Annotated in this window: 24 protein-coding genes and 1 tRNA gene; 15 read left to right on the top strand and 10 right to left on the bottom strand. The window is 69.5% G+C overall.

Annotation, left to right across the window (positions count from 1 at the left end; genetic code table 11):
• Positions 1 to 88: 88 nt before the first annotated feature.
• The 3 genes from H4F70_RS15590 (at position 89) to H4F70_RS15580 (ending at position 2,202) form a co-directional block, all read left to right on the top strand.
• Positions 89 to 859, top strand: coding sequence for a DsbA family protein (locus H4F70_RS15590; RefSeq protein WP_182357841.1), 771 nt, complete (start codon positions 89 to 91; stop codon positions 857 to 859).
• Between the two features lie 178 nt (positions 860 to 1,037).
• Positions 1,038 to 1,946 carry a DsbA family protein gene (locus H4F70_RS15585; RefSeq protein ID WP_182357840.1) on the top strand — a complete coding sequence of 303 codons (909 nt, stop codon included), beginning with the start codon at positions 1,038 to 1,040 and terminating at the stop codon, positions 1,944 to 1,946.
• Positions 1,947 to 2,126: 180 nt separating this feature from the next.
• Positions 2,127 to 2,202 (top strand) — tRNA-Ala (locus H4F70_RS15580).
• 54 nt (positions 2,203 to 2,256) lie between these two features.
• Here H4F70_RS15580 and H4F70_RS15575 read toward each other — a convergent pair.
• Positions 2,257 to 3,393 (bottom strand): PQQ-dependent sugar dehydrogenase, encoded by a 1,137-nt coding sequence (locus H4F70_RS15575; protein WP_182357839.1) that lies wholly within the window; start codon positions 3,391 to 3,393, stop codon positions 2,257 to 2,259.
• A gap of 154 nt (positions 3,394 to 3,547) precedes the next feature.
• Positions 3,548 to 3,964, bottom strand: a complete 417-nt coding sequence (locus tag H4F70_RS15570) for an SSI family serine proteinase inhibitor (protein WP_182357838.1) — start codon at positions 3,962 to 3,964, stop codon at positions 3,548 to 3,550.
• Positions 3,965 to 4,175: 211 nt separating this feature from the next.
• Between H4F70_RS15570 and H4F70_RS15565 the strand changes: the two genes are divergently transcribed.
• Positions 4,176 to 5,336 carry an alpha/beta fold hydrolase gene (locus H4F70_RS15565; RefSeq protein WP_182357837.1) on the top strand — a complete coding sequence of 387 codons (1,161 nt, stop codon included), beginning with the start codon at positions 4,176 to 4,178 and terminating at the stop codon, positions 5,334 to 5,336.
• A 38-nt stretch (positions 5,337 to 5,374) separates the two neighbouring features.
• Here the strand turns inward: H4F70_RS15565 and H4F70_RS15560 are convergent, their stop codons facing one another.
• The gene (locus H4F70_RS15560; RefSeq protein WP_182357836.1) at positions 5,375 to 6,136 is read right to left on the bottom strand and encodes an SDR family oxidoreductase; all 762 of its coding nucleotides are present in this window, start codon (positions 6,134 to 6,136) and stop codon (positions 5,375 to 5,377) included.
• A 302-nt stretch (positions 6,137 to 6,438) separates the two neighbouring features.
• Positions 6,439 to 7,872, bottom strand: a complete 1,434-nt coding sequence (locus H4F70_RS15555; RefSeq protein WP_235681580.1) for an NAD(P)/FAD-dependent oxidoreductase — start codon at positions 7,870 to 7,872, stop codon at positions 6,439 to 6,441.
• Between the two features lie 373 nt (positions 7,873 to 8,245).
• Between H4F70_RS15555 and H4F70_RS15550 the strand changes: the two genes are divergently transcribed.
• A complete protein-coding gene (locus H4F70_RS15550; RefSeq protein WP_182357834.1) occupies positions 8,246 to 9,148 on the top strand; it encodes a LysR family transcriptional regulator in 903 nt (300 codons plus the stop codon).
• A gap of 61 nt (positions 9,149 to 9,209) precedes the next feature.
• On the opposite strand, the gene H4F70_RS15545 is transcribed toward H4F70_RS15550, so the two are convergent.
• From H4F70_RS15545 to nadE, 3 genes are read right to left on the bottom strand one after another with little or no spacing between them, the layout of a single operon-like run.
• Positions 9,210 to 9,869 carry a potassium channel family protein gene (locus H4F70_RS15545; RefSeq protein WP_235681145.1) on the bottom strand — a complete coding sequence of 220 codons (660 nt, stop codon included), beginning with the start codon at positions 9,867 to 9,869 and terminating at the stop codon, positions 9,210 to 9,212.
• Between the two features lie 10 nt (positions 9,870 to 9,879).
• On the bottom strand, positions 9,880 to 11,241 hold the full coding sequence (locus H4F70_RS15540) for a TrkH family potassium uptake protein (protein ID WP_235681144.1): 1,362 nt from the start codon (positions 11,239 to 11,241) through the stop codon (positions 9,880 to 9,882).
• Positions 11,242 to 11,291: 50 nt separating this feature from the next.
• Positions 11,292 to 12,155, bottom strand: a complete 864-nt coding sequence (gene nadE / locus H4F70_RS15535) for an ammonia-dependent NAD(+) synthetase (RefSeq protein ID WP_182357833.1) — start codon at positions 12,153 to 12,155, stop codon at positions 11,292 to 11,294.
• Between the two features lie 90 nt (positions 12,156 to 12,245).
• On the opposite strand from nadE, the gene H4F70_RS15530 reads away from it, so the two are divergent.
• On the top strand, positions 12,246 to 12,866 hold the full coding sequence (locus H4F70_RS15530; protein ID WP_235681143.1) for a nucleosidase: 621 nt from the start codon (positions 12,246 to 12,248) through the stop codon (positions 12,864 to 12,866).
• Between the two features lie 865 nt (positions 12,867 to 13,731).
• Entirely contained in the window at positions 13,732 to 14,043 is a 312-nt protein-coding gene (locus H4F70_RS15525) for a hypothetical protein (protein ID WP_182357832.1), read from the top strand.
• A gap of 98 nt (positions 14,044 to 14,141) precedes the next feature.
• Here H4F70_RS15525 and H4F70_RS15520 read toward each other — a convergent pair whose 3' ends face one another.
• Positions 14,142 to 14,990, bottom strand: a complete 849-nt coding sequence (locus tag H4F70_RS15520) for an alpha/beta hydrolase (RefSeq protein ID WP_182357831.1) — start codon at positions 14,988 to 14,990, stop codon at positions 14,142 to 14,144.
• Between the two features lie 482 nt (positions 14,991 to 15,472).
• On the opposite strand from H4F70_RS15520, the gene nrdH reads away from it, so the two are divergent.
• The 7 genes from nrdH (at position 15,473) to H4F70_RS15485 (ending at position 22,124) form a co-directional block, all read left to right on the top strand.
• Entirely contained in the window at positions 15,473 to 15,706 is a 234-nt protein-coding gene (gene nrdH, locus H4F70_RS15515; RefSeq protein WP_182346724.1) for a glutaredoxin-like protein NrdH, read from the top strand.
• An 85-nt stretch (positions 15,707 to 15,791) separates the two neighbouring features.
• Positions 15,792 to 16,265 carry a class Ib ribonucleoside-diphosphate reductase assembly flavoprotein NrdI gene (gene nrdI, locus H4F70_RS15510; RefSeq protein WP_182346725.1) on the top strand — a complete coding sequence of 158 codons (474 nt, stop codon included), beginning with the start codon at positions 15,792 to 15,794 and terminating at the stop codon, positions 16,263 to 16,265.
• Positions 16,208 to 18,394 carry a class 1b ribonucleoside-diphosphate reductase subunit alpha gene (gene nrdE, locus H4F70_RS15505; protein WP_182357830.1) on the top strand — a complete coding sequence of 729 codons (2,187 nt, stop codon included), beginning with the start codon at positions 16,208 to 16,210 and terminating at the stop codon, positions 18,392 to 18,394. The genes nrdI and nrdE overlap by 58 nt, the downstream gene beginning before the upstream one ends.
• A 130-nt stretch (positions 18,395 to 18,524) precedes the next feature.
• Positions 18,525 to 19,799 (top strand): GNAT family N-acetyltransferase, encoded by a 1,275-nt coding sequence (locus H4F70_RS15500; RefSeq protein ID WP_235681579.1) that lies wholly within the window; start codon positions 18,525 to 18,527, stop codon positions 19,797 to 19,799.
• A 35-nt stretch (positions 19,800 to 19,834) separates the two neighbouring features.
• Positions 19,835 to 20,839, top strand: a complete 1,005-nt coding sequence (nrdF, locus tag H4F70_RS15495) for a class 1b ribonucleoside-diphosphate reductase subunit beta (RefSeq protein ID WP_182346727.1) — start codon at positions 19,835 to 19,837, stop codon at positions 20,837 to 20,839.
• Between the two features lie 63 nt (positions 20,840 to 20,902).
• Entirely contained in the window at positions 20,903 to 21,751 is an 849-nt protein-coding gene (locus H4F70_RS15490; protein ID WP_182357828.1) for an HpcH/HpaI aldolase/citrate lyase family protein, read from the top strand.
• 76 nt (positions 21,752 to 21,827) lie between these two features.
• A complete protein-coding gene (locus tag H4F70_RS15485; protein WP_182357827.1) occupies positions 21,828 to 22,124 on the top strand; it encodes a putative quinol monooxygenase in 297 nt (98 codons plus the stop codon).
• Positions 22,125 to 22,166: 42 nt separating this feature from the next.
• Here H4F70_RS15485 and H4F70_RS15480 read toward each other — a convergent pair whose 3' ends face one another.
• Together H4F70_RS15480 and H4F70_RS15475 are read right to left on the bottom strand one after the other, a co-directional pair.
• Complete coding sequence (locus H4F70_RS15480; RefSeq protein WP_235681142.1) at positions 22,167 to 23,315, bottom strand: HtaA domain-containing protein; 1,149 nt, start codon at positions 23,313 to 23,315, stop codon at positions 22,167 to 22,169.
• A gap of 85 nt (positions 23,316 to 23,400) precedes the next feature.
• Complete coding sequence (locus H4F70_RS15475; protein ID WP_182357826.1) at positions 23,401 to 24,492, bottom strand: ABC transporter substrate-binding protein; 1,092 nt, start codon at positions 24,490 to 24,492, stop codon at positions 23,401 to 23,403.
• A 321-nt stretch (positions 24,493 to 24,813) separates the two neighbouring features.
• Between H4F70_RS15475 and ctaD the strand changes: the two genes are divergently transcribed.
• Complete coding sequence (gene ctaD, locus H4F70_RS15470; RefSeq protein ID WP_182357825.1) at positions 24,814 to 26,571, top strand: aa3-type cytochrome oxidase subunit I; 1,758 nt, start codon at positions 24,814 to 24,816, stop codon at positions 26,569 to 26,571.
• The last annotated feature ends 106 nt before the right edge of the window (positions 26,572 to 26,677 follow it).

The following is a 26,677-nucleotide window of genomic DNA, read 5'->3' as shown; positions in this document are numbered from 1 at the left end:
ACCGGGCCCGGCCGACGACACCCATTGACGAGCCGCTTCCGCCGCGCCCGCGGCGGGGCCGGCCGGAGAAAAGGACGGATGACGCAAGGTGAGCTCCAAGAAACCACCGAAGAAGTACAACGCCGCGAAGCTGGGGAACGATAAGCGCAACGACGCCCTGCTCACTTACGTGCTCGGCGGCGTCGCGATCGTTGCGATCATCGTGTTGATCGTGATCTTCGTGGTCTTGCCGAACACCAAGGACACCGAGGTGCAGGCCGAGGGGTACGGGTCGGTCCAGGAAGGCACCCCGGTCAAGGTCATCGACAGCGGCGGGGTGCTGCTGGGCGACCCGAACGCACCGGTGAAGATCGACGCCTACGAGGACTTCCTGTGCCCGGCGTGTGCCATGTTCGAGAACCAGTTCGGCGGCGCTATCAACCAGGCCATCGACAACGGCCAGATGGCGGTCCAGTACCACATGCTGGACTTCCTCAACAAGTACTCGGCCAGCGGCGACTATTCCACGCGCGCGGCCGGTGCGGCGCTGTGCGTGGCGGACACCGGCGACGGCGCGCTGTTCTCCAAGTTCCACAGCGCCCTGTTCCAGGACGGCGTCAAGCCGGAGGAGAACGGTTCGACGGACCTCAGCAACGCCCAGCTCTCCGAGGTGGCCAAGCAGGTCGGCGCGGACGACGGGGTTGTCTCCTGCATCGCCGACGGCACGAAGGTCGACGCGGCGAAGGCGGGCGCGCAGGCGTCCATGCAGCAGCTGTCCGACCAGACCGGCGGCCAGGTGAGCACCCCGACCGTCATGCACGACGGCAAGAAGGTCAACATCCAGTCGGCCGATTGGATCACGCAGCTCACCGCGCAGTGACCCGCTGACGTCCCGCCACCGCCGCGCACGGCGGACGGCCGTTCCGCCCTGCCCCGTCCGCATCGGACGGGGCAGGGCGGATGCGTTTCCCGGCGCTGCTCGCGCGGGCGGGGCAGGGACATGGAAAAGTGGAATGCGGCGGGCCTGCCGGGAGGCGACCCTGCCGGGAGGAGGCGGAGTGCGCGGACAGACGGTGGATGCAGGCGGCACGATCGACGCAGGGCGACCCTGGCGATCTCCGCGGTCCGGGCGTCGCCGTGCCGTCGCCGCGACGGCCGGCGCGGTGCTCGTGGCCGGCGCGCTCGCCGGGTGCGGATCGGGCGCCGGCGGCTCCGGCCCAGGCGTGCCCGCTTCCGGTGCCTCTGTTTCCTCCACCGCCGCCGACTCGCCGTCCTCCACTGCAGGCGGCGCGACGCCGGACCTGTCGCGGATGGGCATCGCCTCCGTGGTGGGCGTGCCGGTGTCTGTGGACGCGGATGGCGCGATACGCCTCGGGATCGCGCACGCGCCAGTGGTCCTCGACGTCTACGAGGACTACTTCTGCGAGGCGTGCGGGCAGTTCACCGACCTGTACGGGGACTCTGTGTACTCGGCGATCACGGGACGCCGGCTGGCGGTGCGCTACCACTCGATCACCATCCTCGACGGCAAGTCGCCCTCCGGCGACTACTCCACGCGGGCGGCCGCTGCGGCGCGGTGCGTCGCGCAGTCGGGGGACGCCGTCGCGTACTCGAAGTTCCGTGACGCCTTGTTCACCAAGGGTGTGCAGCCCCACGAGGGAGCGAAATCGGACTTCGACGACGCTCAGCTGGCGCGGATGGCGCAGCGGCTCGGCGCCGATGGGCCGGCGGTGTCCTGCATCGCGGACGGGTCGCTGGTGGACGCGGAGAAGACCGCGGCGTCCACGGCGCGGACGTCGCTGGCTGCGCTGTCCGGCGGCTCCACGGTCACGCCGTCCGTGTATCAGGGGACCAGCGAGGTGAGGATCTCCCGTTCGGAATGGCTGGCGGACGTGCTCAACGCGCAGGCCACGTCGGTGCCGTCGCCCGCCGTGTCCTCGCCGGTGCCGACCACCGGTGGACGGTGACTGCGGCCGGATGACGGGTGCGCATGCTCGGACCATCGACGCCTGCCCAGGCGATTTGGTGCGGAGAGCCGGGATCGTGTAACTTTGCTGAGGCAGCGCGGGGAGCAACCGCGCAGCAGGACGCGGCCACGCAGGCGGTCGAGGAGCACGCTCCGCGAACGGCTACACTGGTTGCAGTACGGGGCTATGGCGCAGCTGGTAGCGCACCACACTGGCAGTGTGGGGGTCAGGGGTTCGAGTCCCCTTAGCTCCACCAGATTTTAGTCGGCCGGAGGGTTCATCGCCTTCCGGTCGATTTTTGTTCGTGGTCTCAGCTCGCATCGGCGAGGCCGATCGACACGATGCGGTCGTCGCCGGGGCGCACCGTCCCGCGGCCGTCTGTGTTGCCGGTGAGGAACCACAGCGAGTGATCGGGGGATACGGCGACGTCGCGCAGGCGCCCGTACTCGTGCGTGAAGTAGTCGCGGGAGGTCGTGGGTTGGTCGACGGGGACGGCGCGCAGCGTCGCGCCGCGCAGGTTCGCGATGAAGACCGTGCCGTCGGCCACCGCGATCCCACTGGGACTCGCCTCCGCCGGCCGCCACTGCTGCACCGGGTCGAGGAAGCGGGCGTCACCCGCGATCCCCTCGACGGCGGGCCAGCCGTAGTTGCCGCCCGGCTCGATGACGTTCAGCTCGTCCCACGTGTTCTGCCCGAACTCCGAGGCGGACATCGTGCCGTCCTCGGCCCAGCCGAACCCCTGGACGTTGCGGTGTCCGTAGCTGTAGACGAGGGATCCGGGGAACGGGTTATCTGCGGGGACGGCCCCGTCGGGCGTCATGCGCAGGATCTTCCCGCCGAGCGATCCGAGATCCTGGGCACGGGACCTCTCGCCCGCGTCGCCGACGCCCGCATAGAGCATGCCATCGGGGCCGAAGGCGATGCGCCCGCCATTGTGGATGGTCGCAGACGGCAGGCCGTCGAGGATCGTCTCCGGCGGGCCGAGCGCCAGGGAACCCTGCTGTCCGAGCAGGGAAAAGCGCTGGATGCGGTTGCCATCCGGGCCCGTCGAATAGACATAGAGGCGTCGGCCGTCGTCGACGGCCATGCCGAGTGTTCCGCCCTCGCCGCCCGTCACGACGCTCGGGACCGTGCCGACCGTGCGCGCGGAACCGTCGGCGGTGATCTCGAGGATCCGGCCGGTATTGCGTTCGCTCACCAATGGGATTGCACCGGCGAACACGACCGACCAAGGCACGTCCAGCCCGGTCGTCACGTCCACCGGCGTGCCGGTCAGCGGCCCGCCCGGGCCGGGCGCGGCGGGGCCGCCGCCGGGTCCGGCCGATCCCAGTGACCCGGATGACGTGGGGATCGCCGCGGCCGGGTCGTTCGCCGAGGTGCAGCCGATCAGCGCGGTGACCAGCGCGGCGATGACGGCGGGGGCGGTGAGGCGGCGGTGTGCGGACATGGCGTTCTGCTTCCGTCGGCGGCCTGCGGCCCGGACCGGGCCGATTCCAGTATCGCCTCCGTGCCGATTCCGCCGCGGCCGAACGGGCGCAGTGCACGTCGCATGCCGGCGCCGACTGCTGCAGAAAGCGGCCGTCCGCGCAACCGTCAGCGCCTCAGAAGCCGAACACGCCGCCGGAGGCCGCGTTGGCGACGCAACCGTTGCCGTAGGTGTGGGAGTAGTCGACGATGCGGGGCCCGCCCGTGTCGACCCACACGCCGATCGCACGCGCCGGGGTGGGCATGTAGATCATCGGACACAGCACGTGCGCATCTCGGGGAAGCGCATCGAAATTGCCGCCGGCCTGCCGGATGGAATCGCATGCCTGCGCCGGATCGGGATGGGTGCCGACGTCCGGGGAGCAGATCAGCCCCGCTGCGTCGGTTCCGCTGGTGAGCACGAATGCGCCGAAGCCGACGGGGGAGTCCGCGATGGAACCGCTGGGCGCGGCACCGGCGACTCCCGCGAACAGGCCTGCGCTCAGTGCGGCGGCGCCCGCGGCGCCGACGAAGGTGCGGGTGAAGGTGTGCATGGGGCCTCTCCGATCCACGGTGGACCCGTATCGGGTCTTTCCCCTTCCATCGCGTACCGGCAGGCCGGGGTTAGCCGCCGCGCCGCACGCCACACCACGACGCGGCACCGGGTACAACGCGTCGGCGCGAATCCGAGCGCGTTAGCAGTGGACCCGCTAACGTCGGGGATACTCGCGAGTAGCCGCGGGGTGTCTCTTCGTCAGGAGTCGGATGATGGCAACGCAGACCCGTGTCCCGTCCCAGCGCACCGCCTGGGCTCGTGCGCCCTGGGAGATCTCGTCCGCGTGGACGTCCGGCTGGGCGGGATATCTGCGCTCGGCAGCACGGCGCGGCGCCGGCCCGGCGACCGTGCTCAACGACACGGCGGTGTGGTTCCGCGCAGTCACCCGGCGCCGCACCCCCGGGTGGAGCACGGAGCACACGGTGGTGCGGAACTGGCCGCAGGCACGGCTGCTCGACTTCTCCACCGGCACTTCGGCGGTGCCCACCCTGGTGCTTCCCCCGCAGGCCGGGCACGCCTCCTCGATAGTCGACTACTCGCCGGAGCAGTCGCAGATCCGCACCGCGCTGGAGGCCGGGCTGGACAGTCTCTACTGTCTGGACTGGCTTCCCGCCACCGCCGAGACCGCCGGGTCCACCATCGAGGACTACGTCGGGATCCTCGACGACGCGGTCGGCAGGCTGGGCGGGCGGGTCAACCTCATCGGCGACTGCCAGGGCGGCTGGCTCGCCTCCATCTACGCAGCGCTGCGTCCCGGGGCGGTGCATTCGCTGTCGGTCGGCGGCGCTCCCATCGACTTCCACGCGGGGCGCTCGGCGATCCGCGAGTGGATGAAGGCCACGGGCGCCGGCGATCCGATGCGGCCCTACCGGGCGATGGTGGCACTGGGCCGAGGACGGTACCGCGGGCGCAACCAGCTGCTGGCGTTCAAGATGCTCGAGCCCGCCGGCGAGGCCGAGCGCGTGATGGACCTGTGGGCGCACATCGACGACCCCGCACATGTGGAGCGCTTCAACGACTTCACCGACTGGTTCGAATGGACCCAGGACATCGCCGGCCCATTCTACCTGTGGATCGTCGAGCACCTCTTCGTCCGGAACGAGCTGGTCGCGGGGACGCTGACCGTCGGTGGCGAGCGCGTGGACCTCGGTCGGATCACGGCGCCGCTGCTCATACTGGCGGGGACGCGCGACCACATCACGCCTGCCGCACAGGCGTGGGCCCTGGACACGTACGCGGCGACGTCGCCGGAGCAGGCGCGCCGGGAATCGGTGGACGCCGGGCACCTCGGGTTGTTCATGGGCCACACGGCACTGCGTGAGCACTGGCTGCCGGGGCTGCGCGCCGTGGCGGCGCTGCCGCGGCCGTAGCCGGGGCAGGCGGCCCGGCGCGGACTGTGCACAGGGCGCTACCGGGCCGTCCACCCCTGGTCCATCGGCAACGCCGCACCGGTGAACGCACGCCCCGCCGGCGTCAGCAGGAATGCGACGGCGTCGGCGACCTCGTCGGGCTCGATGAGCCTTTTCACCGCCTGCCGCTCGAGCATGACCCGCGCCACCACCTCGTCCTCGGACATGCGATGGGCGCGCGCCTGGTCGCTGATCTGCTTTTCCACCAGAGGCGTGCGCACGTACGCCGGGCAGAGGGCGGCCGAGGTGACGCCGGATTCGGCGCCTTCCAGCGCGATCGTGCGGACAAGGCCGAGCACGCCGTGCTTGGCGGAGACGTACGCGGACTTGAACGGGCTGGCGGTCAGCGCGTGCGCGGAGGCGACGGCGATGAACCGGCCGCCGTCCGGCGCTGCCGCGAGCGCGTCCCACCCATACTTGGCCAGCAGGAACGGGCTGGTGAGCAGGAGTGCGAGCAGGGAATCCCAGGCGTCGGGGTCGAAGTCGCGGATCGGCGCGACGTGCTGGAATCCGGCGTTCGCGATGATCGCGTCGACGCGGCCGAACTCCTCGAGTGCCGTATCGACCGCGGCCCTGTTGCCTTCGCGTGTGGTCAGGTCGGCGGCGAGGACGTCGCCGCCGGCGGCCTCGGGATGCAGGTCCACCGCGAGGACGCGGTCGCCGTCGCGCCGCAGCCGTTCGGTGACGGCGAGCCCGATGCCGCTGCCGGCGCCCGTCACGATGACCCCGCGTCCTCCGGCCCGGCCCTGCGCATCCGTCATGGTGAACCCTTTCCGTCCGCTTCGTGGATCCTCCGACCGTAGACGCCCCGCGGGTGGTGCACAGCCGGCTTCGAATACCAGTGTGCGACTCCCTTGTTCGGGCCGGTGGCTGTTCGTCGCATGTCGGACGTCCGGACACGACGGGTTCGTACGAGCAGGACATGGCGTCTGTGATCCGGAGTGCCATCGGGCGGCCGACGGGCGCCCGATGATGCATCGCCGCCGTCGACGGATGCGCGAAGCCCGCGGGTCGGCACGATGCGTGCCGACCCGCGGGCTTCGGTGTGCCGTTCTCTCGGCGGCTACGAGGTCGAGTGCGCCGGCATCCGGCGCTCGGCCCGTTCGCGCCGCCAGGCCTCGGACTCTTCGGCATGCTCGGCCGTGATCGTCGCGGGCGCCGCCACCGGCGCGGGCGCCTGCGCGGTGTCCGCGCCGTCGGCCCCACCATCGGACGCGGTGTCCGCGGTGTCCGCGGCGGGGGCAGCGGGCGCCGGCGTGCGTTGCTGCGAGTAGTGGAAGTGCGGGCGGTGGCGGCCCAGGAACGACCCCACCCAGGACATCACGGCGACGTACCGATTGCGGAAGCCCACCATGTACATCAGGTGCACCGCCAGCCACAGGACCCAGGCGACGAAGCCGGTGAGCTCGATCTTCCCGATGCGGGTGATCGCCCGGAACCGGTTGATGATGGCCATCGACCCCTTGTCGCGGTACTGGAACGGCGTGCCGGCGTCGCGCTTGCCGGACGCGATGGCGGCCGCGTGCCGCCCGCCCTGCATCGCCACGGGCGACTGGCCGGGCAGACCGTGCAGCGACATCATGTCGCCCACGGCGAAGATGTCCGCGCGCCCGCCCACCGTGAGGTCGTCGTTGACCAGCAGGCGGCCGGCGCGGTCGGCCTCGCAGCCGGTGCGCTCGGCGAGCACGCGGGCGAAGTCGTTGGCCTGCACGCCCGCCGACCAGATGATCGTCTCGGCGGTGACGCGCCGCTCCGCGCCCGTCTTCGCGTCCTTGAGGATCGCGCCGTGCGCGTCGATGTCGGTGACGAACGTGCCGAGCACCACGTCGACGCCGTCCTTCTCCAGCGACTCGGCCACGTACTCGCTCAGCTTGCCGCCGAACGGGGGCAGCGCCTTGTCGGCGCCCTCGATGATCTTCACCGTGACGTCCTCGGGCTGGAGGTCGTGCAGCGAGGTGGCGAAGTAGCGCTGGGCGAGCTCCTTGATCTGGCCGCCCAGCTCTACGCCCGTGGCGCCGGCGCCGATCACGAGGAAGGTGAGCAGGTCGCGCCGCCGCTGCGGGTCGGTGGTGGTGTGCGCCTCCTCGAAGCACCGCAGGATCTGGTGGCGCAGCCGCTCGGCGTCGTCGATGGTCTTGAGCGCGTAGGTGACGTCGGCGAAGTGGTCGTTGCCGAAGTACGCCTGGCGGGCGCCGGTGGCGGCGATCAGCGTGGTGTAGCCGAGTCGCAGCCGCTCGCCGCCGGCCTCGTAGACCACCTCGCGGCGGTCGGGGTCGACGTCGACGACGCGGCCGAGGCGGACGTCGGCCGTGGGGTACTTGGCCAGCACCGCACGGATGGGCGGGGCGATCTCGCCGGGCGAGAGCACGCCGGTGGCCACCTGGTAGAGCAGCGGCTGGAAGAGGTGCTCGGTGGTCTCGGAGATGAGCACGAACGGGACCTTGGCCTTGGCGAGCTTCTTCGCGGCGGCCAGTGCGCCGAAGCCGGAACCGACGATGACCGCCTCGGTGCGCTCGACGTCCCCACGATCCTTGCGGGCGGCGTCCGCTGCGTTCTGTGCGTTCTGCGCAACCTGTGTCGTCACGGCGACCTCCATCTCCTCTGTGCGCTGTCGGGTCTCGACGGGGCGGAGTTCCGGCGGCGCGGCACCGTACCGGGGTTTTTGTTCCGGTGACTTCAACTGCGTCGACGGGGGAGCTGCTCTCCGCCCGTATGAGTTCACCGTATGGAGCGCCGCGGCGGTTTACCACCGATTCGGAGATATCGGCAAGCTCCTATCTCGATCGGTCATAAGTGGTCCGACCGGCAGCGGGAGCGGGCCGCCCCCTCCGGCGCCCGGGCCGCCGGGCGCGGCTGCATATCCTGGGCTCATGGACTTTCGGCAGCTGCGCTACTTCACCGCGGTCGGGCAGCTCAGGAATTTCTCGCAGGCGGCGGAGCGCTGCTACGTCTCGCAGTCGGCCATCAGCCACCAGATCGCCAAGCTCGAACAGGATCTGGGGGTGAAGCTGTTCGACCGCTCCACCCGCAACGTGGAGCTGACGGCGGCGGGCGAGCGTCTCATGCCGGTGGCAGCCGAGGCCCTGGCTGTCGAGGCGAAGGCACGGGAGGTCGTCCGCGAGCCGCGCAATCGGATCCGGATCACCGCCAACATGAGCTTCGCCGCGCAGAGCCTCGAGGCGATCGCCGCCGTGCGCGAGGTGCACCCCAACCTCGACATCGAATTCGTCCTGCGGGACTTCGCGGACAGGATGGCCGCGGTCACCAGCGGCGACGCGGACGTCGCGCTGATCCGGGGCGAGGTGGACCGCCCCGGCCTGCAGTCGGTGAGCCTGGGCATGCAGGACCTGCTGGTGGCGATGTCGCGGCGGCACCCGCTGGCCAGGTCGGGCACCGTGGGCCTGCGCGCCCTGGGCGACTATCCGTTGCTGCTGCCGGCGCGGCACAGCCAGGTGCTCATCCATCAGGTGGTGGAGCGCGCGTTCCGGGAGATCGGCCGCAAAGTCCAGCTGGGGCCGCCGATTCCGGCCGACCACACCGCGTCGCTGGAGGTCATCACCCAGCCGCGCGCATGGACGGTGCTCTACGCGGAGTCGGCCGGCGGCACACCCGTGGCCGGGCTGAGCCTGCTGCACGAGGCCGAACACCGGCTGCGAGTGCCGGTGCGCGCGGTGCTGAGCCCGGCGCTGCAGCGGTCGGTGGAGTTCCACGACCTCATCGCGGCGTTGCGACGGAGCAACGGTGCTGCGGAGGGTGCGGGCGCCGAGCAGTAGCGGGCGGACGACGCGGTCCTCGGGTTCGGTTCCCGCGCTGTCGGGCCCGCTCCTGCGCGCCTCAGCTCAGTTCCGCGAACTCCTCGACCTTCCGTGTGCGCCCCGCGACGATGAGCAGGTCCTCGGCTTCGATCACCGTATCCACGGACGCGTGCGTGAACTCCGCGCCCCGGTGCTTGACGGCCACCACCGTGATCCCGAACCTGCGCCGCGAGTCGCTTTCGAGCAGGGTCTTGCCGGCGATGACCGCGGGTGCGGTGGTCTTCACCATCGCGTAGTCCTCCTCGAAGGCGACGAAGTCGAGCATCCGGCCGGTGACCAAGTGCGCCACCCGCTCGCCCATGTCGTGCTCGGGCAGCACCACGTGGTTGGCGCCGACGCGCTCGAGGATCTTCCCGTGCTGGCGGCTGGTGGCCTTCGCCCAGATGTGCGGTATCCCGAAGTCGGCGAGCACCGAGGTGGTGAGGATGCTCGCCTCGAGGTCGGTGCCGATGCCGACGACCGCCCTGCGGAACTCGGGCACGCCGAGCTGTTCCAGCACCTGCGGGTCGGTCGTGTCGGCGACGGCGGCGTGCGTCAGCGTCTCGCTCACCTGTTGCACGAGCGTCGCGTCGGCGTCGATGCCGAGCACCTCGGTGCCGCGCTTCTCCAGTTCCTCCGCCAGCGACCTGCCGAACCGGCCGAGGCCGAGCACCGTCACCGGCGCGGTCATACGTGTCATGCGATGTGAATCAGCCAACGATCGGTCGCTCCTCGGGTAGTTCGTAGCGGCGCCCGCGGTCGCGGAGGGCCAGCGCTGAGGCGAAGGTGATCGGGCCGAGCCGGCCGACGAACATCAGACCAATCAGGATCAATTGTGCGGCGCCGGGAAGGTCGGCGGTGATCCCGGTGGACAGGCCCACCGTGGCGAACGCGGAGGTGGTCTCGAACAGCACGTCGTTGAGGTTGTACGGCGTGAGCAGCATGAGCGCCACCGCGGACGCGAACACCGCGCCGACGCCGAGCAGCGCCACGGACACGGCCTGGCGCTGCACGCTCGCCGCGAGGCGGCGGCCCATCACGTGCACGGTCGGCTCGCCGCGGGCCTCCGTGATGATGACGAACGCTAGCAGTGCGAAGGTGGTCACCTTGATGCCGCCGGCGGTACCGGCGCTGCCGCCGCCGATGAACATCATGACGTCGGTGATGAGCAGGGTCGCCGGGTGCATCTCGCCGATGTCGACGGCGTTGAAGCCCGCGGTGCGCGGCGAGATGGCGCTGAAGGCGCCGGTCAACAAGGACCCGGGAGTGCCGAGCGGTCCGAGGGTGCGCGGGTTGCTCCATTCGATCGCGGTGATCGCGACGATGCCGAGGAGCGCGATCGTCCCGTAGGTGATCAGCGTGATCTTGGTGTGCAGCGACCAGTGGGGACGGCGCCGTTCACGCCGCAGCCGGCGGCGGGCCGCGCGGATCACCTCGATGACGACCGGGAACCCGAGCCCGCCGATGATGATCGCCGCGCTGATCGGCACGAGGATCCACGGATCCGTCGCGAAGCGAGTGAGGCTGTCCGGCCACAGCGCGAATCCGGCGTTGTTGTACGCCGACACCGCGTGGAACACGCCGAGGTAGGCGGCCCGGCCGATCGGCTCGTCGTAGTGCAGTGCGAAGCGGAGGGCGAGCAGCACGGCGATGACGGCCTCGACGGCGAGGCTGAGCCGGATGACGCCGAGGACTACGACGCGGCTGTCGCCGAGCCCGGTCGCCTTGGTTTCGGTCTGCGCGGCGAGGCGCATCTTCAGGCCCATGCGCCGGGCGACGAGCAGCCCGAGCAGCGACGCGAGCGCCATGATGCCGAGGCCGCCGACCTGGATCAGGCCGATGATCACGACCTCGCCGAACGTCGACCAGTATCCGCCGGTGTCCACCACCACCAGGCCCGTGACGCACACCGCGGACGTCGCCGTGAACAGCGCGGTGAGCGGGGCGGCCGCGGATCCGTCCGCCGTCGCGACCGGCAGCATCAACAGGAGGGTTCCGACGGCGACGGCCCCGGCGAATCCGAGTACGACGAACCTCGCCGGGTGTCGTGCGCCGAGCGCTCTGCGAGTCACGCGATGACGTTACATCCGGAGCGGCCCACCGGCGGAGACGAAATCTGTGATCAGCGCCACCAGGTGTCGAGCGGGCTCGCCGGCATGGCGCGCTTGTGCCGGCTGATCGTGTATAGGTGCTCGATGCGCGCGGCCGCGTCGTCGTCGACGGGCCGGCCTTCCAGATAGTCGTCGATGTCGCGGTAGGCGACGCCGAGCGCCTCCTCGTCGGGCAGGGCGGGGCGGTCGTCCTCGAGGTCGGCCGTCGGCACCTTCTCCCACATCTGCGGGGGCGCTCCGAGCCTGCGCAGCAGCGCCGCACCTTGGCGCTTCGTCAGGCCGGTCAGCGGCGTCAGGTCCACCGCGCCGTCGCCGAACTTGGTGTAGAAGCCGGCGACGGCCTCGGCCGCGTGATCGGTGCCCACCACGAGCAGGCCGCGCTGCCCGGCGAGCGCGTACTGGGCGACCATCCGCATCCGGGCCTTGACGTTGCCGCGCACGAAATCCCGCAGCCCGGCCGGCTGTTCCGCGGAACCGTCCGCCGGGGTGCGCAGCGCCGCGGACGCCGCCTCCGACACCGCGTCCGCGCCGGGTTTGATGTCCACAGTCACGGCCTCGTCCGGCGCGATGAACCGCAGCGCCGCCTGCGCGTCGTCCTCGTCCGCCTGCGTGCCGTAGGGGAGGCGCACGGCGACGAAGCGGGCGTCATCCATGCCTTCCCGGCGCAGGCGTTCCGCCGCCAGCTGGCACAGGCGTCCCGCGAGGGTGCTGTCTTGGCCGCCGCTGATGCCCAGAACGAAGCCGTGCGCGGGCGTCGACCGCAGATAGTCGGCGAGGAAGCCGATGCGCGCCGCGATCTCGGCGGCCGGGTCGATCTCGGGTCGCACACCGAGCTCGCGGGCGATCGTCTGCTGAAGTTCGTTCGTGCGGTCCATGTGGTGGACTGTAGTGCGGTCGGCGGCACCGGGCCCCGGCCGGACGCGGGGCGACGGGGCGCGACGATGGTGGACGGTGATGCGGCTGTGGTGAGTGCAGCGACGGGGCGCGGCGGGGACTCGGGCTTTCCGGACCCGCGGCGGGTTCTGGTGGTCTCGGCGACGGCGTCCGAGGCGGCGCACCTGCCGGACGGCGTGGAGACGCTGATCTGCGGGATCGGCAAGGTGGACGCGGCGGCGGCGACGACGGCGGCGATCCTGCGCGCCGTCGAGCGCACCGGGGCCGACGGACCGGCGGACATCACCGTCGTGAACGTCGGCACGGCCGGCGCGCTGCACGACGGGCACTCGGGGCTGTATCTCCCGTCCGCGGTGACCAATCACGACATCAGCTCGGAGGCGTTGCGCGCGCTGGGATATCCGCTGGTCGACCGGATCGCACTGCCGGAAGGCGACGGCAGCGTGCTGGCGACGGGCGACATGTTCGTCTCGGACCCGGCCGTCCGCACCCGGCTCGCGCAGGACGCCGACCTCGTGGACATGGAGGGTTTCGCCGTCGCCCGCGCGTGCACCCTGCTGGGCACGCCGGTGCGGCTGGTCAAGTACGTCAGCGATGACGCGGACGAGTCGGCGATGGACTGGCTCGACAGGGTCGACCACTGTGCGCGGGAACTGGGCGCATGGGTCGCGGGGCGGCTCGGCGCCGGCTGAGGGTTCTCGGACGTTCCGATAGAGTCCACGCCCATGAGTTCGCAGCGCGATGTTCTGCTCGCAGCGTCGGTCACGCTGGCGGCGGCAGTGGCGCTCGCGGGATGTGCCCCCACGGTGGAGCCCGCGGGTTCGGCCGCAACCGGCGAGTCCGTAGCTGCGGACGGCGCGTCCGCCCCGGACCCGCTGTGCACCGTGACCGGGGCACTTGCGCGGTTGCCTGCGCCGGATACCCGTGACAATGGGTACTTGACCACGGGCGATCTGGACGCGGCCACGGCGGCGGCCGGAACGCAGCGCCCGGAGCGAAGCGATCCGGCGGCCGTGTCGGCGTGGCTGGAGGCGATCGGAGCGACGGGCAGCGGAGGCACCGCTGACGAGGGCCGTGTCGTCTCCGTGTTGACACCCGCCGTGTTCTCCGTTCCCGCTGGGCAACAAGCTGCTGTAGCGGACGAGATCGGCGTGGGCATCGCAGACGTCGGCTGTTTCGCTGCAGACGCTGCGAATCAATCACGGTTCGCCGTGGTCTCCGCAAGTGTGGGCAAGCCGATCGATCTGGCGGCAGCTGTAGACGCGGCGGCGGGGGAGCAGATGAACGGGATGTGGACGTTCGGTTCGGGTGAGGACGAAGTGACGGACCTGAGCCGTTCCACCGCAGCGCGCTGGAACGGTGCGCCGCTGCACATGGCGATGTTGGGGCAGGATCTGGCGGTCTCCACCTCGGCCGAGGCCCTGAATGCGCTTGTCAACGGCGACGTTGCGACCGCTGTCGACGACACGGGGTCGCGCTGCGGTGGCGTCAGCGCTCGACGCCCGGCATGTTTACTCGGCGATGCTGCCGGACCGTACGTCCGGCGATGCGTGTTCGATGCCCGCGGCGTTCGATGCGGTGGGAGTGGGCCTGAGCCATTCCAGCGGTGCGCCGCGCCTGATCGTCGCCTACCACCAGGCGAGCGCGGCGGATGCGCAGCGGAATGCCGATGCGGTCGCCGACGTGCTGGCCGCGGACCCGCAGCTGGCCGGTCGGCTCGAGTTGGTGTCGGCAGACGTCGAAGACACTGTGACGACCGCGGCGTTCCGCCTGACCGGCATGCCGGCGGCCTCGGTGTGGGCTCTGCCGATGAAGGGCGCGTCGATCGTCACCCACGCAGGCAGCCCCGGATTCGTCCGCACGAAATAGCGGTGTCCGGCGCCGCGATCGCTCCGGCGTTTGGTGGACATTTGGTCGGAATCCGGCGGAAAACCAGCAAAAAGTCCACCAAACGGGGAGAGTCGGAGTCAGACCATGTGCGCGTCGACCCAGTCGGTCAGTTCGCCGAGCACCCGCGCGCGGTCGACCTCATTGAAAATCTCGTGGTACATGCCGTCGTAGACGGTGCGGTGCTTGTCGGCGGAGACGGCCTTGTCGAACAGTTCCTGCGAGCCGCGGGGCGGGGCGAGGGTGTCGAGCTCGCCGTGCATGATCAGCAACGGCAACCGCAGCTCGGGCGCGCGGTGCTGCACGGCGTCGACGGCCCCCATCAGCTCGGCGGCCGTCCGCGCGGGCAGCTTGCCGGAGAACACGAGCGGATCCGCCCGGTAGTCCTCGCCCACGGTGGGGTCGTGGCTGAGCGCGCTCGCGTCGACGGCGACCATGCCCAGCGTGGGCACCGTCGCGGACAGAGCGCGGGCGACGGCCTTGGTGACGGCGTTGGCCTGGTCCATGGCGGCGAGCGGTCCGCTGAGCACCAGGCCGGCCAGCCGGTCCTGGTTGTCGACGGCCCACAGTGCCGAGGACAGTCCTCCCATGCTGTGTCCCACCATCACCGCCGGGACGTCGGGCACCGTCGCGCGGGCACGATCGAACGCGGTGCCGATGTCCGCGACGAGGTTGTCCATGCGGTCGATGTAGCTGCGGCGTCCGCCGGAGCGGCCGTGCCCGCGGTGGTCGTGCGCGGCCACCGCGTAGCCGCGGGCGAGGAGGGCGTCGGCCACGTGGTCGTACCGCCCGCAGTGCTCGCCCATGCCGTGCACGAGGACGACGAGGCCCTTCGGCGGAGCCTCGGTGGGCGTCCAGCTGCGCCAGTACAGCTCCACCCCGCCCACACCGGTGAGGGTGCCCTCGTCTTCACGGACGGGTGTCGCCATGTCGGACCTCTTTTCGTACTCTGCTGTGGTTGCCGGACTCGACTGCCACCGGCCTCCGGCGGCCCCCGGGCGGCGTGCGCGGAGGGGCCCGCACCCGGCCAATCTAGTCGGTCCGGAGGCGCTGCGGCGGCGAATGGCCGCGGCGCTGCGCGACACGCCGAACGGGGCCGTCCGACCGGTGCCGCGCGACCCTCCGACCAGCGAATATCATGCGTGTCACTCACAAGTTATGGGAAGTCTTGCAAAAGGCACCACTAGGTGTAGTGTCTAGGGCGTCAGCAGGGCAACAGCGGTTCCGGTGGATCCGAGCCCCTTGAAACGTCCGGTTTCCGGTTGCGAATCCGGCCGATCCACGTTAGTGGAGCGGGGGTGCGGGCACTGAGGGACAGGCGCTCTCTCGGGGAAGGGAAGGCGCTCCCGCGCGGCTCGCCTGACACGTCGTAATCAGGGTGCAGTCACCGTCGAGAGAGGGTCCATCAGAGATGAGCATCACCGTCTACACCAAGCCCGCCTGCGTCCAGTGCAACGCCACCTACAAGGCCCTCGACAAGGCCGGCCTCGCGTACGACGTCGTCGACATCTCCGAGGACGCCGACGCGCGTGACTACGTCATGGCGCTCGGGTACCTGCAGGCCCCCGTCGTGGTCGTCGGCGACTCCCACTGGTCCGGCTACCGTCCGGACCGCATCAAGGCGCTCACCGCGATGGCGGCCTGACCGGGCGCCCGGCCGCCGGCCGGGCAGGGAAGACTCCCGGTGGTCACCGGGGGCCGGTCATCGATTCACGTCGTGGAGGTCCCCCATGCCGTCATTGGTCTATTTCTCCAGCGTTTCGGAGAACACGCACAGATTCATCGAGCGACTCGGCCTTCCGGCCGTGCGCATCCCACTCCACATGCCGCCCGGCGGATTCCGGGTGGATGAGCCGTACGTGCTCGTCTGCCCCACCTACGGCGGCGGCACCACGGCCACGGGCCGCGACACGCGGTACGTGCCCAAGCAGGTCATCAAGTTCCTCAACGACATCCACAACCGGCAGCTGATCCGCGGGGTCATCGCCGCCGGCAACTCGAATTTCGGCGACTCGTTCTGTTCGGCAGGGGACGTGATCGCATACAAATGCCAGGTTCCGTACCTGTACCGCTTCGAACTCATGGGCACCGCGGAGGACATCGAGCGCGTCCGCGCGGGCCTGCAACACTTCCAGGAGAGCGACCAGTGGCACCGACCATCACAGACGAGGCACCTGCAGGCGGCCGCGAGCGCATCGACGTGACCGTCGCCGGCGACGAGACGGAGCTGGACTACCACGCCCTCAACGCCATGCTCAACCTGTACGACGCGGACGGCCGCATCCAGTTCGACAAGGACAGGGCGGCCGCGCGGCAGTACTTCCTGCAGCACGTCAACCAGAACACCGTCTTCTTCCACAACATCGACGAGAAGCTCGACTACCTGGTGGAGAAGCACTACTACGACCCCGAGGTCCTGGGCCGCTACGGGCGTGAGTTCGTCAAGAGCCTGTTCGACCGCGCCTACGCCAAGAAGTTCCGGTTCCCCACGTTCCTCGGTGCGTTCAAGTACTACACCTCGTACACGCTCAAGACGTTCGACGGCAAGCGCTACCTGGAGCGCTTCGAAGACCGTGTGTGCATGGTGGCGCTGAGCCTGGCCGACGGCGACACCGTCCTGGCCGAGCAGCTCGTGGACGAGATCATCGACGGCCGCTTCCAGCCGGCGACGCCGACGTTCCTCAACGCCGGCAAGATGCAGCGCGGCGAGCCCGTGTCCTGCTTCCTGCTGCGCATCGAGGACAACATGGAGTCCATCGGGCGCTCGATCAACTCGGCGCTGCAGCTGTCCAAGCGCGGCGGCGGGGTGGCGCTGCTGCTGAGCAACATCCGCGAGCACGGCGCGCCCATCAAGAAGATAGAGAACCAGTCCTCGGGCGTCATCCCCGTGATGAAGCTGCTGGAGGACTCCTTCTCCTACGCCAACCAGCTGGGCGCGCGGCAGGGCGCCGGCGCGGTCTACCTGCAGGCGCACCACCCGGACATCTACCGGTTCCTCGACACCAAGCGCGAGAACGCCGACGAGAAGATCCGCATCAAGACGCTCTCGCTGGGCGTGGTCATCCCCGACATCACCTTCGAGCTTGCCAAGCGCAACGACGACATGTACCTGTTCTCCCCGTACGACGTGGAGCGGGTGTACGGCACGCCGTTCGCGGACGTCAACATCACCGAGACATACTACGAGATGGTGGACGACCAGCGCATCCGCAAGACCAAGATCAAGGCGCGCGAGTTCTTCCAGACGCTCGCAGAGCTGCAGTTCGAATCCGGCTACCCCTACATCATGTTCGAGGACACGGTGAACCGGGCGAACCCGATCGCCGGCAAGGTCACGCATTCCAACCTGTGCTCGGAGATCCTGCAGGTGTCCACGCCGTCGCAGCTCAACGAAGACCTCACCTTCGCGCACGTGGGCAAGGACATCTCCTGCAACCTCGGCTCGCTCAACATCGCCAAGGCCATGGACTCGCCGGACTTCGCTCGCACCATCGAGGTGTCCATCCGGGCGCTCACCGCGGTGTCCGACCAGACGCACATCGACTCGGTGCCGTCGATCGAGCGCGGCAACAGCGAATCGCACGCCATCGGGCTGGGCCAGATGAACCTGCACGGGTACCTGGCCCGCGAGCGGATCCACTACGGGTCCGACGAGGGCGTGGACTTCACCGACATGTACTTCTACACGGTGCTGTACCACGCGCTGCGGGCGTCGAACCGCCTCGCCATCGAGCGGGGCAGCCACTTCGCCGGCTTCCCGGAGTCCAAGTACGCCAGCGGCGAGTTCTTCGACAAGTACACCGAGCGCGTGTGGGAGCCCACGACGGAGCGGGTGCGGGAACTGTTCGACGGCGCCGGCATCGCCATCCCCACGCAGGACGACTGGCGCGAGCTCAAGGCGTCGGTGATGGCGCACGGCATCTACAACCAGAACCTGCAGGCGGTGCCGCCCACGGGGTCGATCTCCTACATCAACAACTCGACCAGCTCGATCCACCCGGTGGCCTCGGGCATCGAGATCCGCAAGGAAGGCAAGATCGGGCGCGTCTACTACCCGGCGCCCTACATGGACAACGACAACCTGGAGTACTTCCAGGACGCGTACGAGATCGGCTACGAGAAGATCATCGACACCTACGCGGCCGCCTCGCAGCACGTGGACCAGGGTCTGTCGCTGACGCTGTTCTTCAAGGACACCGCCACCACCCGCGACGTCAACCGGGCGCAGATCTACGCCTGGCGCAAGGGCATCAAGACGCTCTACTACATCCGCGTGCGGCAGATGGCCCTCGAGGGTACCGAGGTGGAGGGCTGCGTCAGCTGCATGCTCTGAGGCGGATGCGGAAGCAGCCAGGGCCCGAGGACGATGCCCTCGGGCCCTGACGGTGTAGACACGGCGATCCTTGTCCGCCGGTGTGAACCCAAGAGTATTCGATACCACGGGGGAGGTCAACGTGGAGGGGATGGAGCCGCACCTGTCGGCCGCGCGTTGGCTCACCTATTCGACGGAAGCGTCCAGGACAGGCGCTTCGGCTGAGGAACTCTACCGGTGGAACTCAGAGCTGGGTTCGGCGTTCCTCGAGGTGGTCGGCCACGTTGAATGCTGTGTTCGGGAGTCTGTTGACACGGCACTGCGCGCCTGGAATCTCGTTCAAGACGGCCGGCGTTTCAGCGCGAAGGCCTCTCCGAGTACTTGCTGGGCCTTCCCTGACCACGCAGCAAGTCCATTGCGGGGGATCGTCAATCAGAAGGCGAAGGAGGCGTACGGCCGTGTGAGCCGTCGCGGGCACGCAACGAATGATGACATCGTTGCCCAGCTCAGCTTCGGTGTGTGGGTATCTCTCCTGCCGCGCGAGTGCAGATCGAGTAAGAATCGAGGTCGGTGGCTGCTGTGGGATGAGGCCGTCTCTCGTGCGTTTCCGCGATGCCGTGGCGGCGATCCGGTCCGTGTGGCAAAGGCGATGGAACGAATACGAGAGTTGCGCAACCGCATCGCCCATTCTGAGAATCTTCTTGCGGTCGACCCTGAAGCACGACTGGCGGACTGCCTGCTGATCGCTGCGGCGATCGATCAAGAGGCGGCGCGGGAGATCGCCGCTATCAGCCGTGTGCGTTTCGTCGCGCAGCGAGATCCGCGTCGCCAGGTGAACCGAGCTTTCCTCGGAGACTCAGGTGAGCGGATCCGCATCCGCCCGATCGAGCCCGCTACTGATAGATTCCTGCTCTACTGCACCGTTCTGGGTAACGTCTTGACCGACAACCCGAACGCGGTACTGCGGACGGTAATGGCGAGTCCGGATTTGGGTATTTACACGAACATTAACCTTGGTCGGGGAGACTTCGGAATCGTCGCGGAAGTGTCCGGAGTCCCGGTTGGGTGCGCGTGGCTCATCTTCGCAGACGATGGGAAGCACGGCTACGCCTACATCGGATCGGACGTGCCGGAGCTCTCCATTGGTGTGGTTGACGGATGGCGGGGCGAGGGAATCGGTCGGAATCTGTTGAGGGCTCTGCTGGACGAGGCGTTGCGGCGGGGCATCGTGCGATGTTCGCTTTCCGTCGCGCCGTCGAACACCCGGGCCCGCGCGTTGTATGCCGAGTTCGGCTTCCGCCCGCCGGAGTGCGGCAACGACGATTCCGGTGATCACGGAGCAGTGCGCCGCAGCGTGGCGACGGAGCGTCTCATGGTGGCGTACATCCGCCGGGTCGACCGGTCGATGGCATCCCGCAGACAATAGAAGCAGTACAGGCAAGAGAGAAGCAGGAGTTGAACATGTCCGCACCCACAGCCCACAGCCCGGCGGACGGGCAGCGGGTCAAGCTGATCGACCGCGTCTCGGCGATCAACTGGAACCGCGTGCCCGATGAGAAGGACGCCGAGGTGTGGGATCGCCTCACCGGCAACTTCTGGCTGCCGGAGAAGGTGCCGGTCTCCAACGACATCCCGTCGTGGGCCACGCTGACCGAGTACGAGCAGCAGCTCACCACGCGCGTGTTCACCGGGCTGACGCTGCTGGACACCATCCAGGGCACGGTGGGTGCGGTGAGCCTGATCCCCGATGCGATCACCCCGCACGAGGAGGCGGTGTACACCAACATCGCGTTCATGGAGTCGGTGCACGCCAAGAGCTACTCGACGATCTTCTCCACGCTGTGCTCCACCCCGCAGATCGACGAGGCCTTCCGCTGGTCGGAGGAGAACGCGAACCTGCAGAACAAGGCGCGTATCGTCCTCGACTACTACCGGGGCGACGAGCCGCTCAAGCGCAAGGTGGCCTCCACACTGCTCGAGTCGTTCCTGTTCTACTCGGGCTTCTACCTGCCCATGTACTGGTCCAGCCACGCCAAGCTCACCAACACCGCGGACGTGATCCGGCTGATCATCCGCGACGAGGCGGTGCACGGCTACTACATCGGCTACAAGTTCCAAAAGGGCCTCGAGAAGCTCACCGAGGCGGAGCGCGAGGAGGTGAAGAACTACACCTTCGAGCTGCTCTTCGAGCTCTACGAGAACGAGGTCGAGTACACCCAGGACCTCTACGACGAGGTGGGCCTCACCGAGGACGTCAAGAAGTTCCTGCGCTACAACGCCAACAAGGCGCTGATGAACCTGGGCTACGAGGGGCTGTTCCCCAAGGACGAGACCGATGTGAACCCGGCGATCCTCTCGGCACTGTCCCCGAACGCCGACGAGAACCACGACTTCTTCTCCGGATCCGGCTCGAGCTACGTCATCGGCAAGGCGGTCAACACCGAGGACGAGGACTGGGACTTCTAGCGGCGCCGGTCGCCCCGTGCGAATCGGCCCACCGGCCCGGCGCAGTCGGATAACGTGCAACGCATGACCGGACCGGTGGGCGGGCGCAGCACGATTCCGTCGGCCCTCGCGCGTTCGTGGCTCCTGGTGCCGGCGTGCGACGCGGACGGGATCGCGGCGGCGGAAGCTTCGTCTGCCGACGCGGTGATCCTCGACCTCGAGGACGGCACGCCCGAGCACGCCAAGGACTCCGCGCGCGACGACGTCGTCCGCCGGCTCCAGTCGGGACCATCGTGGGTGCGGATCAACGCCGTCACCACGACGCACTGGCGAGACGACGTCGACGCGCTGCGCGGCCGGCCGGGGCTGGCGGGCGTGGTGCTGGCCGAGAGCTCCACGCCGCGCGACGTCGACCGCACGGCCGCGCAACTGGGCGCCGGCGTGCCCGTCGTCCCCCTCATCGAATCGGCGGCCGGGCTGGAGTCGGCCAAGCAGATCGCGGCCGTTCCCGCCGTCGTCCGGCTCGCGTTCGGCCTCAACGACTTCCGGCGCGACACCGGCATCGGCGGCGGGGCGCTCGCGCTCGCGTACGTGCGTTCTCAGCTGGTGCTGGCCAGCCATCTCGCCGGCTGCGCGCCGCCCATCGACGGCCCCACGATGGACGCCGACCCGGAGGTGCTGGCCCGCGACACCGCGGTCACCGCGGACATGGGCATGACCGGCAAGCTGGCGCTGCACCCTGCGCAGACCGCCGCGATCAACTCCCACCTGAGCCCCGGTGCCGACGAGATAGCCAAAGCCCGGGAGCTCATCGCGCGGCTGGGGGCGGACGGCAGCCGCATCACCGACGGAAGCGACCGGCCCCGCCTGGCACGCGCGCAGTCCCTGCTCGAGCACGCGCGCGACTTCGGCCTGACGGTGGACGACGGCTGACAATCGGCGACGCCCCGCCGATCACGCGCGCGGCGATGGGTTGATGGATCTTGTTGACGACGAAGGAGGACGGCATATGCCGCAGGTGAAGGTCGTGGCCACGATGGAGGCGAAGGACGGCGCGGGGGCGGAGGTGGAGCGCGTGCTCACCGGGCTCGCAGGCAAGAGCCGCGCGGAGAACGGCTGCGTGTCCTATGAGGTGTTCGCCTCGACGGCCGCGCCGGGTACCTTCGTCACCATCGAGACGTGGGCGGACGAGGGCGCGTTGGACGCCCACATGCGGGGGCTGAACCTCAAGTTCGCGGCCTCGGCGCTGCGTGAACACCTCGCCGGGTCCCCCGCGCTGCACCCGCTCCGGCCCGTCGAAGCCTGAGGCGCCGGGCCTGAGCTGCCGTGCCGGAGCGGGCGCGTCGCCTCAGTAGGTGAAGTCCAACGGTGCTATCGGCTGCCCCGAGTAGGGGAGCAGGATGTCCGGCTGGCCCGTAGGCACGGTGAAGGTGCCGCTCACGTCCTCGACGGACCGCCGCTCGGCGTCGGCCGGCAGGTCCAGTCGGGCGAGCCGGACGCGGCTCATGGAGTCGGTCCCCACCATCGCGCCCGTCGAGGTCTCGGCGGACAGCCAGGTGCCGTCCGGGGTGAACTCGATCCACGGGTCGGACACGGCGATCTCGAGCAGGTGGAACTTTGTCGACAGCACCACGGTGCCCTCGTACCGCACGGTGCCGAACCCGGTGGCGGGGTCGATGTCGGCGCCTGCGGACCGGAACGTCCAGCGCCCGTCGTCACGCACGGCGGCACCGTCGTCCCCGTCGGTCGCACCCATCAGGGTGTCCGTGACGAGGCCGTCGAACCCGGGGGCGAAGCCCCACACCAGATCCGGCTCCGGCGGCACCGGGGTGTTCGGACCGGGGGCCGGGTCGAAGCTCACGGGCACGAAGAGCTCTTCCGCGGCGTTCACCGCCCCGGCCGCGGCGTAGCTGTACACCCCGTACCGGGCGCCGTCCGGGACCGTGGCGGGCGGGGTGACGGTGAGGCGCGCGGTGAAGGAACCGTCGTCGTCCATCGGCACCCACTGCTGCCGGATGGTGCGGCGAAGGTCGAACGGCGCGTCGGGCACGGCGGCGAGTGCCTCGTCGGTCATCACCCACGCGGTGGCCGAGCGGTTCTGCCCGTCGCGCGCATCGGACGGTGCACCCTGCGACGGGCGCCACTGCGGGGCGAAGGCCCCGAATGCCACGAACACGCCGTGCGGGGTGCCGGGCAGCACGGGCAGGGGAAGCCCTTGGGTGTTCGCCCTCGGGTCGAAGCCGTGGCCCTTGACGACGATGGTGTCGCCGGACTGGACGGTGGTGTCGCCCAGGGGCGTCGTTCCGTCGGCGGCGAAGACCGCGATGACCGGCTGTTCGACGGACTGCTGCGCAGGGGGTGGCGGCGCGGCGACGGCGGTCGCGGGAATGATGGCCGGTGCTGCGGCCACGGCGGCGGCGAGCAGTGTGCTCGCGGCGGCGCGCGCGGCCCGACGGCCCCCGGCGCCCGCGGACTTTCCATGAGTTGACATCACCATGACAGCATCATGGCATTGGACGACCGACTGAGGTAAGCCAGCCCTAATTTCCCCGGTGTGACCCGCGACGCTGCCGCCCCGGGGCTCAGCCGTACGCGTTGAGCGACCCGCGGACGTCGTCGAGGATCTCGCGGGCGGCGACGAGGCCCCGCCCCCGCGCCCACGCGCCGTCGTCCACGGTGAACGTCCTGTTCTCGGTCACCGCGATCGACGTCCAAGCGTCCGAGTCCATCACCTCTTCACCGTGCCGCAGGGCGGGGGTGTCGCCGCCGGCGTCGGCATCGCCGCTGTCCTTCCCCGCGAACGACAGGAACAGCACGTCGCCCTCCAACGCCGCCAGGTCGTCTCCTTGCACCGGGCGCACGGACGGCGAGCTGAAACGCTGCGCGGGGGGACGGTGTACGCCGATCTGCTGCAATACCTGCCCGGCAAAGGACGAGGGGCCGAGGATGCTCAGCGAGTCGGCGGTGAACCGGGCCAGCGAGACCTGCGTCTGGGCGGCGGCGATGTCGTGGCCGGTGGTCGCCGCCGTGTCCGTGAAGCGGCCGATCATCGCGCGCGCCGCGGCTCCGCGGCCCACCGCCTCCGCGACCGACTCGACCGTGGCCTCCCACGGGCCGGCGGTCGGGACGGTCACGGTGCGTGTACGGGATGAGCCGGCGTCGGCAGCGTCCTGCCGGTCGGCGGCGTCTTGCTGGTCGACGAGGATCAGGTCGGGACGGGCCGCCTGGACCGCGGACCCGTCGGGCGCCTCCGCAGTCCCGGCGGCGGGCGCGCGCGCCGCCCACCCGCCCAGGTAGCGGAGCGGGGCGGTGCCGGCAGGTGCGGCGACGGCCACCACGCGGTCCTGCAGGCCCAGCGCGCACAGCGTGTCGAGCGCCGAATACCCGACCGCGACGATCCGCTCGGCGTCGAGGGAAGGGGACGCCCCCGGGTCCAGAGGCGCTTCCGGGCCGCAGGCCTCGCCGGGCTCGCGGTCCACGCCGAGCACGGGCGCGCCGACGATGCGGGTGGTGCTGCGTGGGACGCCGTCGCTGTCGACGGGCGTCGTCGACATGCTCGCGCATCCCGCCGACGCGAGGCCGGCGACGGCGAGGGTGATGAGCACGCGGGCGGGGGAGACGGCTCCGCCGCGGATGCGGTGACGGGGCGCGGTGCGGCGCGGGGCTGGAACCATGACGCCCGACAGTAACACTGTCGAGGTCCGCTCAGAACACTGTCGAATTCCGTCCAGCACGCCGCCGCACGCCGCCGGAGGCGCCGTGCGCGCCCGCCCCGGGCCATCGCCGTCCTGCGCCGTTCCCGAGGCGCTCGCGGGCCGGTGGGAGCAGGCGCCGCCGTGCGCGATGACCTGCGTCGGAGCCCGTGAATACGACGAACTGTAGGACCCGGTCGAGTGTGGGGTGGTTTAGGGTTTAGGATCAGTGCAAGCGCAAGCCGTTTGACGTTCTCTGGGCACTCAATCGTCGTGCCCGGGATGCCTAGTCAGGAGGAGCAGTTGACAGCCGTAGCGCCTAAGCCAACCCTTACTCGGCCGTATCCGCCGAGCAAGGGGCTGAAGGGCTCCTTCATCTACAAGATGGTGACCACCACCGATCACAAGACGATCGGCATCCTCTACATGGTCACGTCTTTCTCCTTCTTCATGGTCGGCGGCCTGATGGCCCTGCTGATGCGTGGCGAGCTGGCGCGGCCGGAACAGCAGTTCCTGTCCAACGAGCAGTTCAACCAGCTGTTCACCATGCACGGCACGATCATGCTGCTGCTGTACGCGACGCCCATCGTGTTCGGCTTCGCCAACTACATCCTGCCGCTGCAGATCGGCGCCCCGGACGTCGCCTTCCCGCGCCTGAACGCCATGGCGTACTGGATGTACCTGTTCGGCGGGCTGATCACCCTGGCCGGGTTCATCACCCCCGGCGGCGCGGCGGACTTCGGCTGGTTCGCCTACACGCCGCTGTCGGACTCGATGTACTCCCCGGGCGCCGGCGCGGACCTGTGGATCATGGGCCTGGTGCTCTCCGGGCTGGGCACCATCCTCGGCGGCGTCAACATGATCACCACAGTGGTCACCCTCCGTGCGCCGGGTATGACGATGTTCCGGATGCCCATCTTCACCTGGAACATCCTCGTCACCTCGATCCTCCTCGTGCTGCTCATCTTCCCGCTGCTCGCGGCGGCGCTGCTGGGGCTCATCATCGACCGGCACTTCAACGCCAACATCTACGACCCGGCCAACGGCGGCGTGATCTTGTACCAGCATTTGTTCTGGTTCTTCGGTCACCCGGAGGTCTACGTGGTGGCGCTACCGTTCTTCGGCATCGTCTCCGAGATCTTCCCGGTGTTCTCCCGCAAGCCGTGCTTCGGCTACGTCGGCCTGATCTACGCCACGATCTCCATCGGCGGGCTGTCCATGGCCGTGTGGGCGCACCACATGTTCGCCACCGGCTCGGTGCTGCTGCCGTTCTTCTCGCTGCTGAGCTTCATGATCGCCGTGCCCACGGGCATCAAGTTCTTCAACTGGATCGGCACGATGTGGCGCGGCCAGTTGACGTTCGAGACACCCATGCTGTTCTCGGTGGGCTTCATCATCACGTTCCTGTTCGGCGGCCTGACGGGCGTCATCCTGGCGAGCCCGCCGCTGGACTTCCACGTGACCGACACGTACTTCGTCGTCGCGCACTTCCACTACGTGCTGTTCGGCACCATCGTGTTCGCCACCTATGCGGGCATCTACTTCTGGTTCCCCAAGATGACGGGCCGCATGCTCGACGAGCGGTTGGGCAAGTGGCACTTCTGGGCGACGTTCGTCGGCTTCCACGGCACGTTCCTGGTGCAGCACTACCTGGGCAACGAGGGCATGCCGCGCCGCTACGTGGACTACCTGGCCAGCGACGGGTTCACCACGCTGAACACGGTGTCGACGATCTTCGCGTTCGTGCTCGGCGCCTCGACGCTGCCGTTCCTGTGGAACGTGTTCAAGAGCTACCGGTACGGCGAGGTCGTCACCGTGGACGACCCGTGGGGTTACGGCAACTCGCTCGAGTGGGCCACGTCCTGCCCGCCGCCGCGGCACAACTTCACCGAGCTGCCGCGCATCCGTTCGGAGCGTCCCGCCTTCGAGCTGCACTACCCGCACATGGTCGAGCGCATGCGTGCTGAGGCGCACGTGGGGCCGGGCTCCGGGGCCCACGACGACGAGCTCGTCGGCGTCGGCCACGGCGGCGGCACCGCCACACTGGAACGCGACAAGTAGCCGGCACCCGGTGCACCGCCACCGCGCGGTGCACCGCGGGCCCGGCCGACGAGGGCGGCCCCTCCCCATGCCGGGGAGGGGCCGCCCTCGTCTTTCCTGATCAGCA

It is taken from the genome of Tomitella gaofuii (genome assembly GCF_014126825.1).
Taxonomy (GTDB): Bacteria; Actinomycetota; Actinomycetes; order Mycobacteriales; family Mycobacteriaceae; genus Tomitella; species Tomitella gaofuii.
The sequence above is the reverse complement of the archived record's forward strand: the minus strand, read 5'-3'. Positions and strand labels throughout refer to the sequence as shown.

Bases quoted from the DNA above. Each gene is read 5' to 3' on its own strand.
- H4F70_RS15500 (WP_235681579.1), top strand. From the start codon at position 18,525: ATGGAGCCGCACCTGTCGGCCGCGCGTTGGCTCACCTATTCGACGGAA.
- H4F70_RS15560 (WP_182357836.1), bottom strand. From the start codon at position 6,136: ATGACGGATGCGCAGGGCCGGGCCGGAGGACGCGGGGTCATCGTGACG.
- H4F70_RS15565 (WP_182357837.1), top strand. From the start codon at position 4,176: ATGATGGCAACGCAGACCCGTGTCCCGTCCCAGCGCACCGCCTGGGCT.
- nrdF (WP_182346727.1), top strand. From the start codon at position 19,835: ATGTCCGCACCCACAGCCCACAGCCCGGCGGACGGGCAGCGGGTCAAG.
- H4F70_RS15550 (WP_182357834.1), top strand. From the start codon at position 8,246: ATGGACTTTCGGCAGCTGCGCTACTTCACCGCGGTCGGGCAGCTCAGG.
- nrdI (WP_182346725.1), top strand. From the start codon at position 15,792: ATGCCGTCATTGGTCTATTTCTCCAGCGTTTCGGAGAACACGCACAGA.
- H4F70_RS15575 (WP_182357839.1), bottom strand. From the start codon at position 3,393: ATGTCCGCACACCGCCGCCTCACCGCCCCCGCCGTCATCGCCGCGCTG.
- H4F70_RS15520 (WP_182357831.1), bottom strand. From the start codon at position 14,990: ATGGCGACACCCGTCCGTGAAGACGAGGGCACCCTCACCGGTGTGGGC.
- H4F70_RS15485 (WP_182357827.1), top strand. From the start codon at position 21,828: ATGCCGCAGGTGAAGGTCGTGGCCACGATGGAGGCGAAGGACGGCGCG.
- H4F70_RS15480 (WP_235681142.1), bottom strand. From the start codon at position 23,315: ATGGTGATGTCAACTCATGGAAAGTCCGCGGGCGCCGGGGGCCGTCGG.
- H4F70_RS15490 (WP_182357828.1), top strand. From the start codon at position 20,903: ATGACCGGACCGGTGGGCGGGCGCAGCACGATTCCGTCGGCCCTCGCG.
- nadE (WP_182357833.1), bottom strand. From the start codon at position 12,155: ATGGACCGCACGAACGAACTTCAGCAGACGATCGCCCGCGAGCTCGGT.
- H4F70_RS15570 (WP_182357838.1), bottom strand. From the start codon at position 3,964: ATGCACACCTTCACCCGCACCTTCGTCGGCGCCGCGGGCGCCGCCGCA.
- nrdH (WP_182346724.1), top strand. From the start codon at position 15,473: ATGAGCATCACCGTCTACACCAAGCCCGCCTGCGTCCAGTGCAACGCC.
- H4F70_RS15525 (WP_182357832.1), top strand. From the start codon at position 13,732: ATGCCCGCGGCGTTCGATGCGGTGGGAGTGGGCCTGAGCCATTCCAGC.
- H4F70_RS15475 (WP_182357826.1), bottom strand. From the start codon at position 24,492: ATGGTTCCAGCCCCGCGCCGCACCGCGCCCCGTCACCGCATCCGCGGC.
- H4F70_RS15545 (WP_235681145.1), bottom strand. From the start codon at position 9,869: ATGACACGTATGACCGCGCCGGTGACGGTGCTCGGCCTCGGCCGGTTC.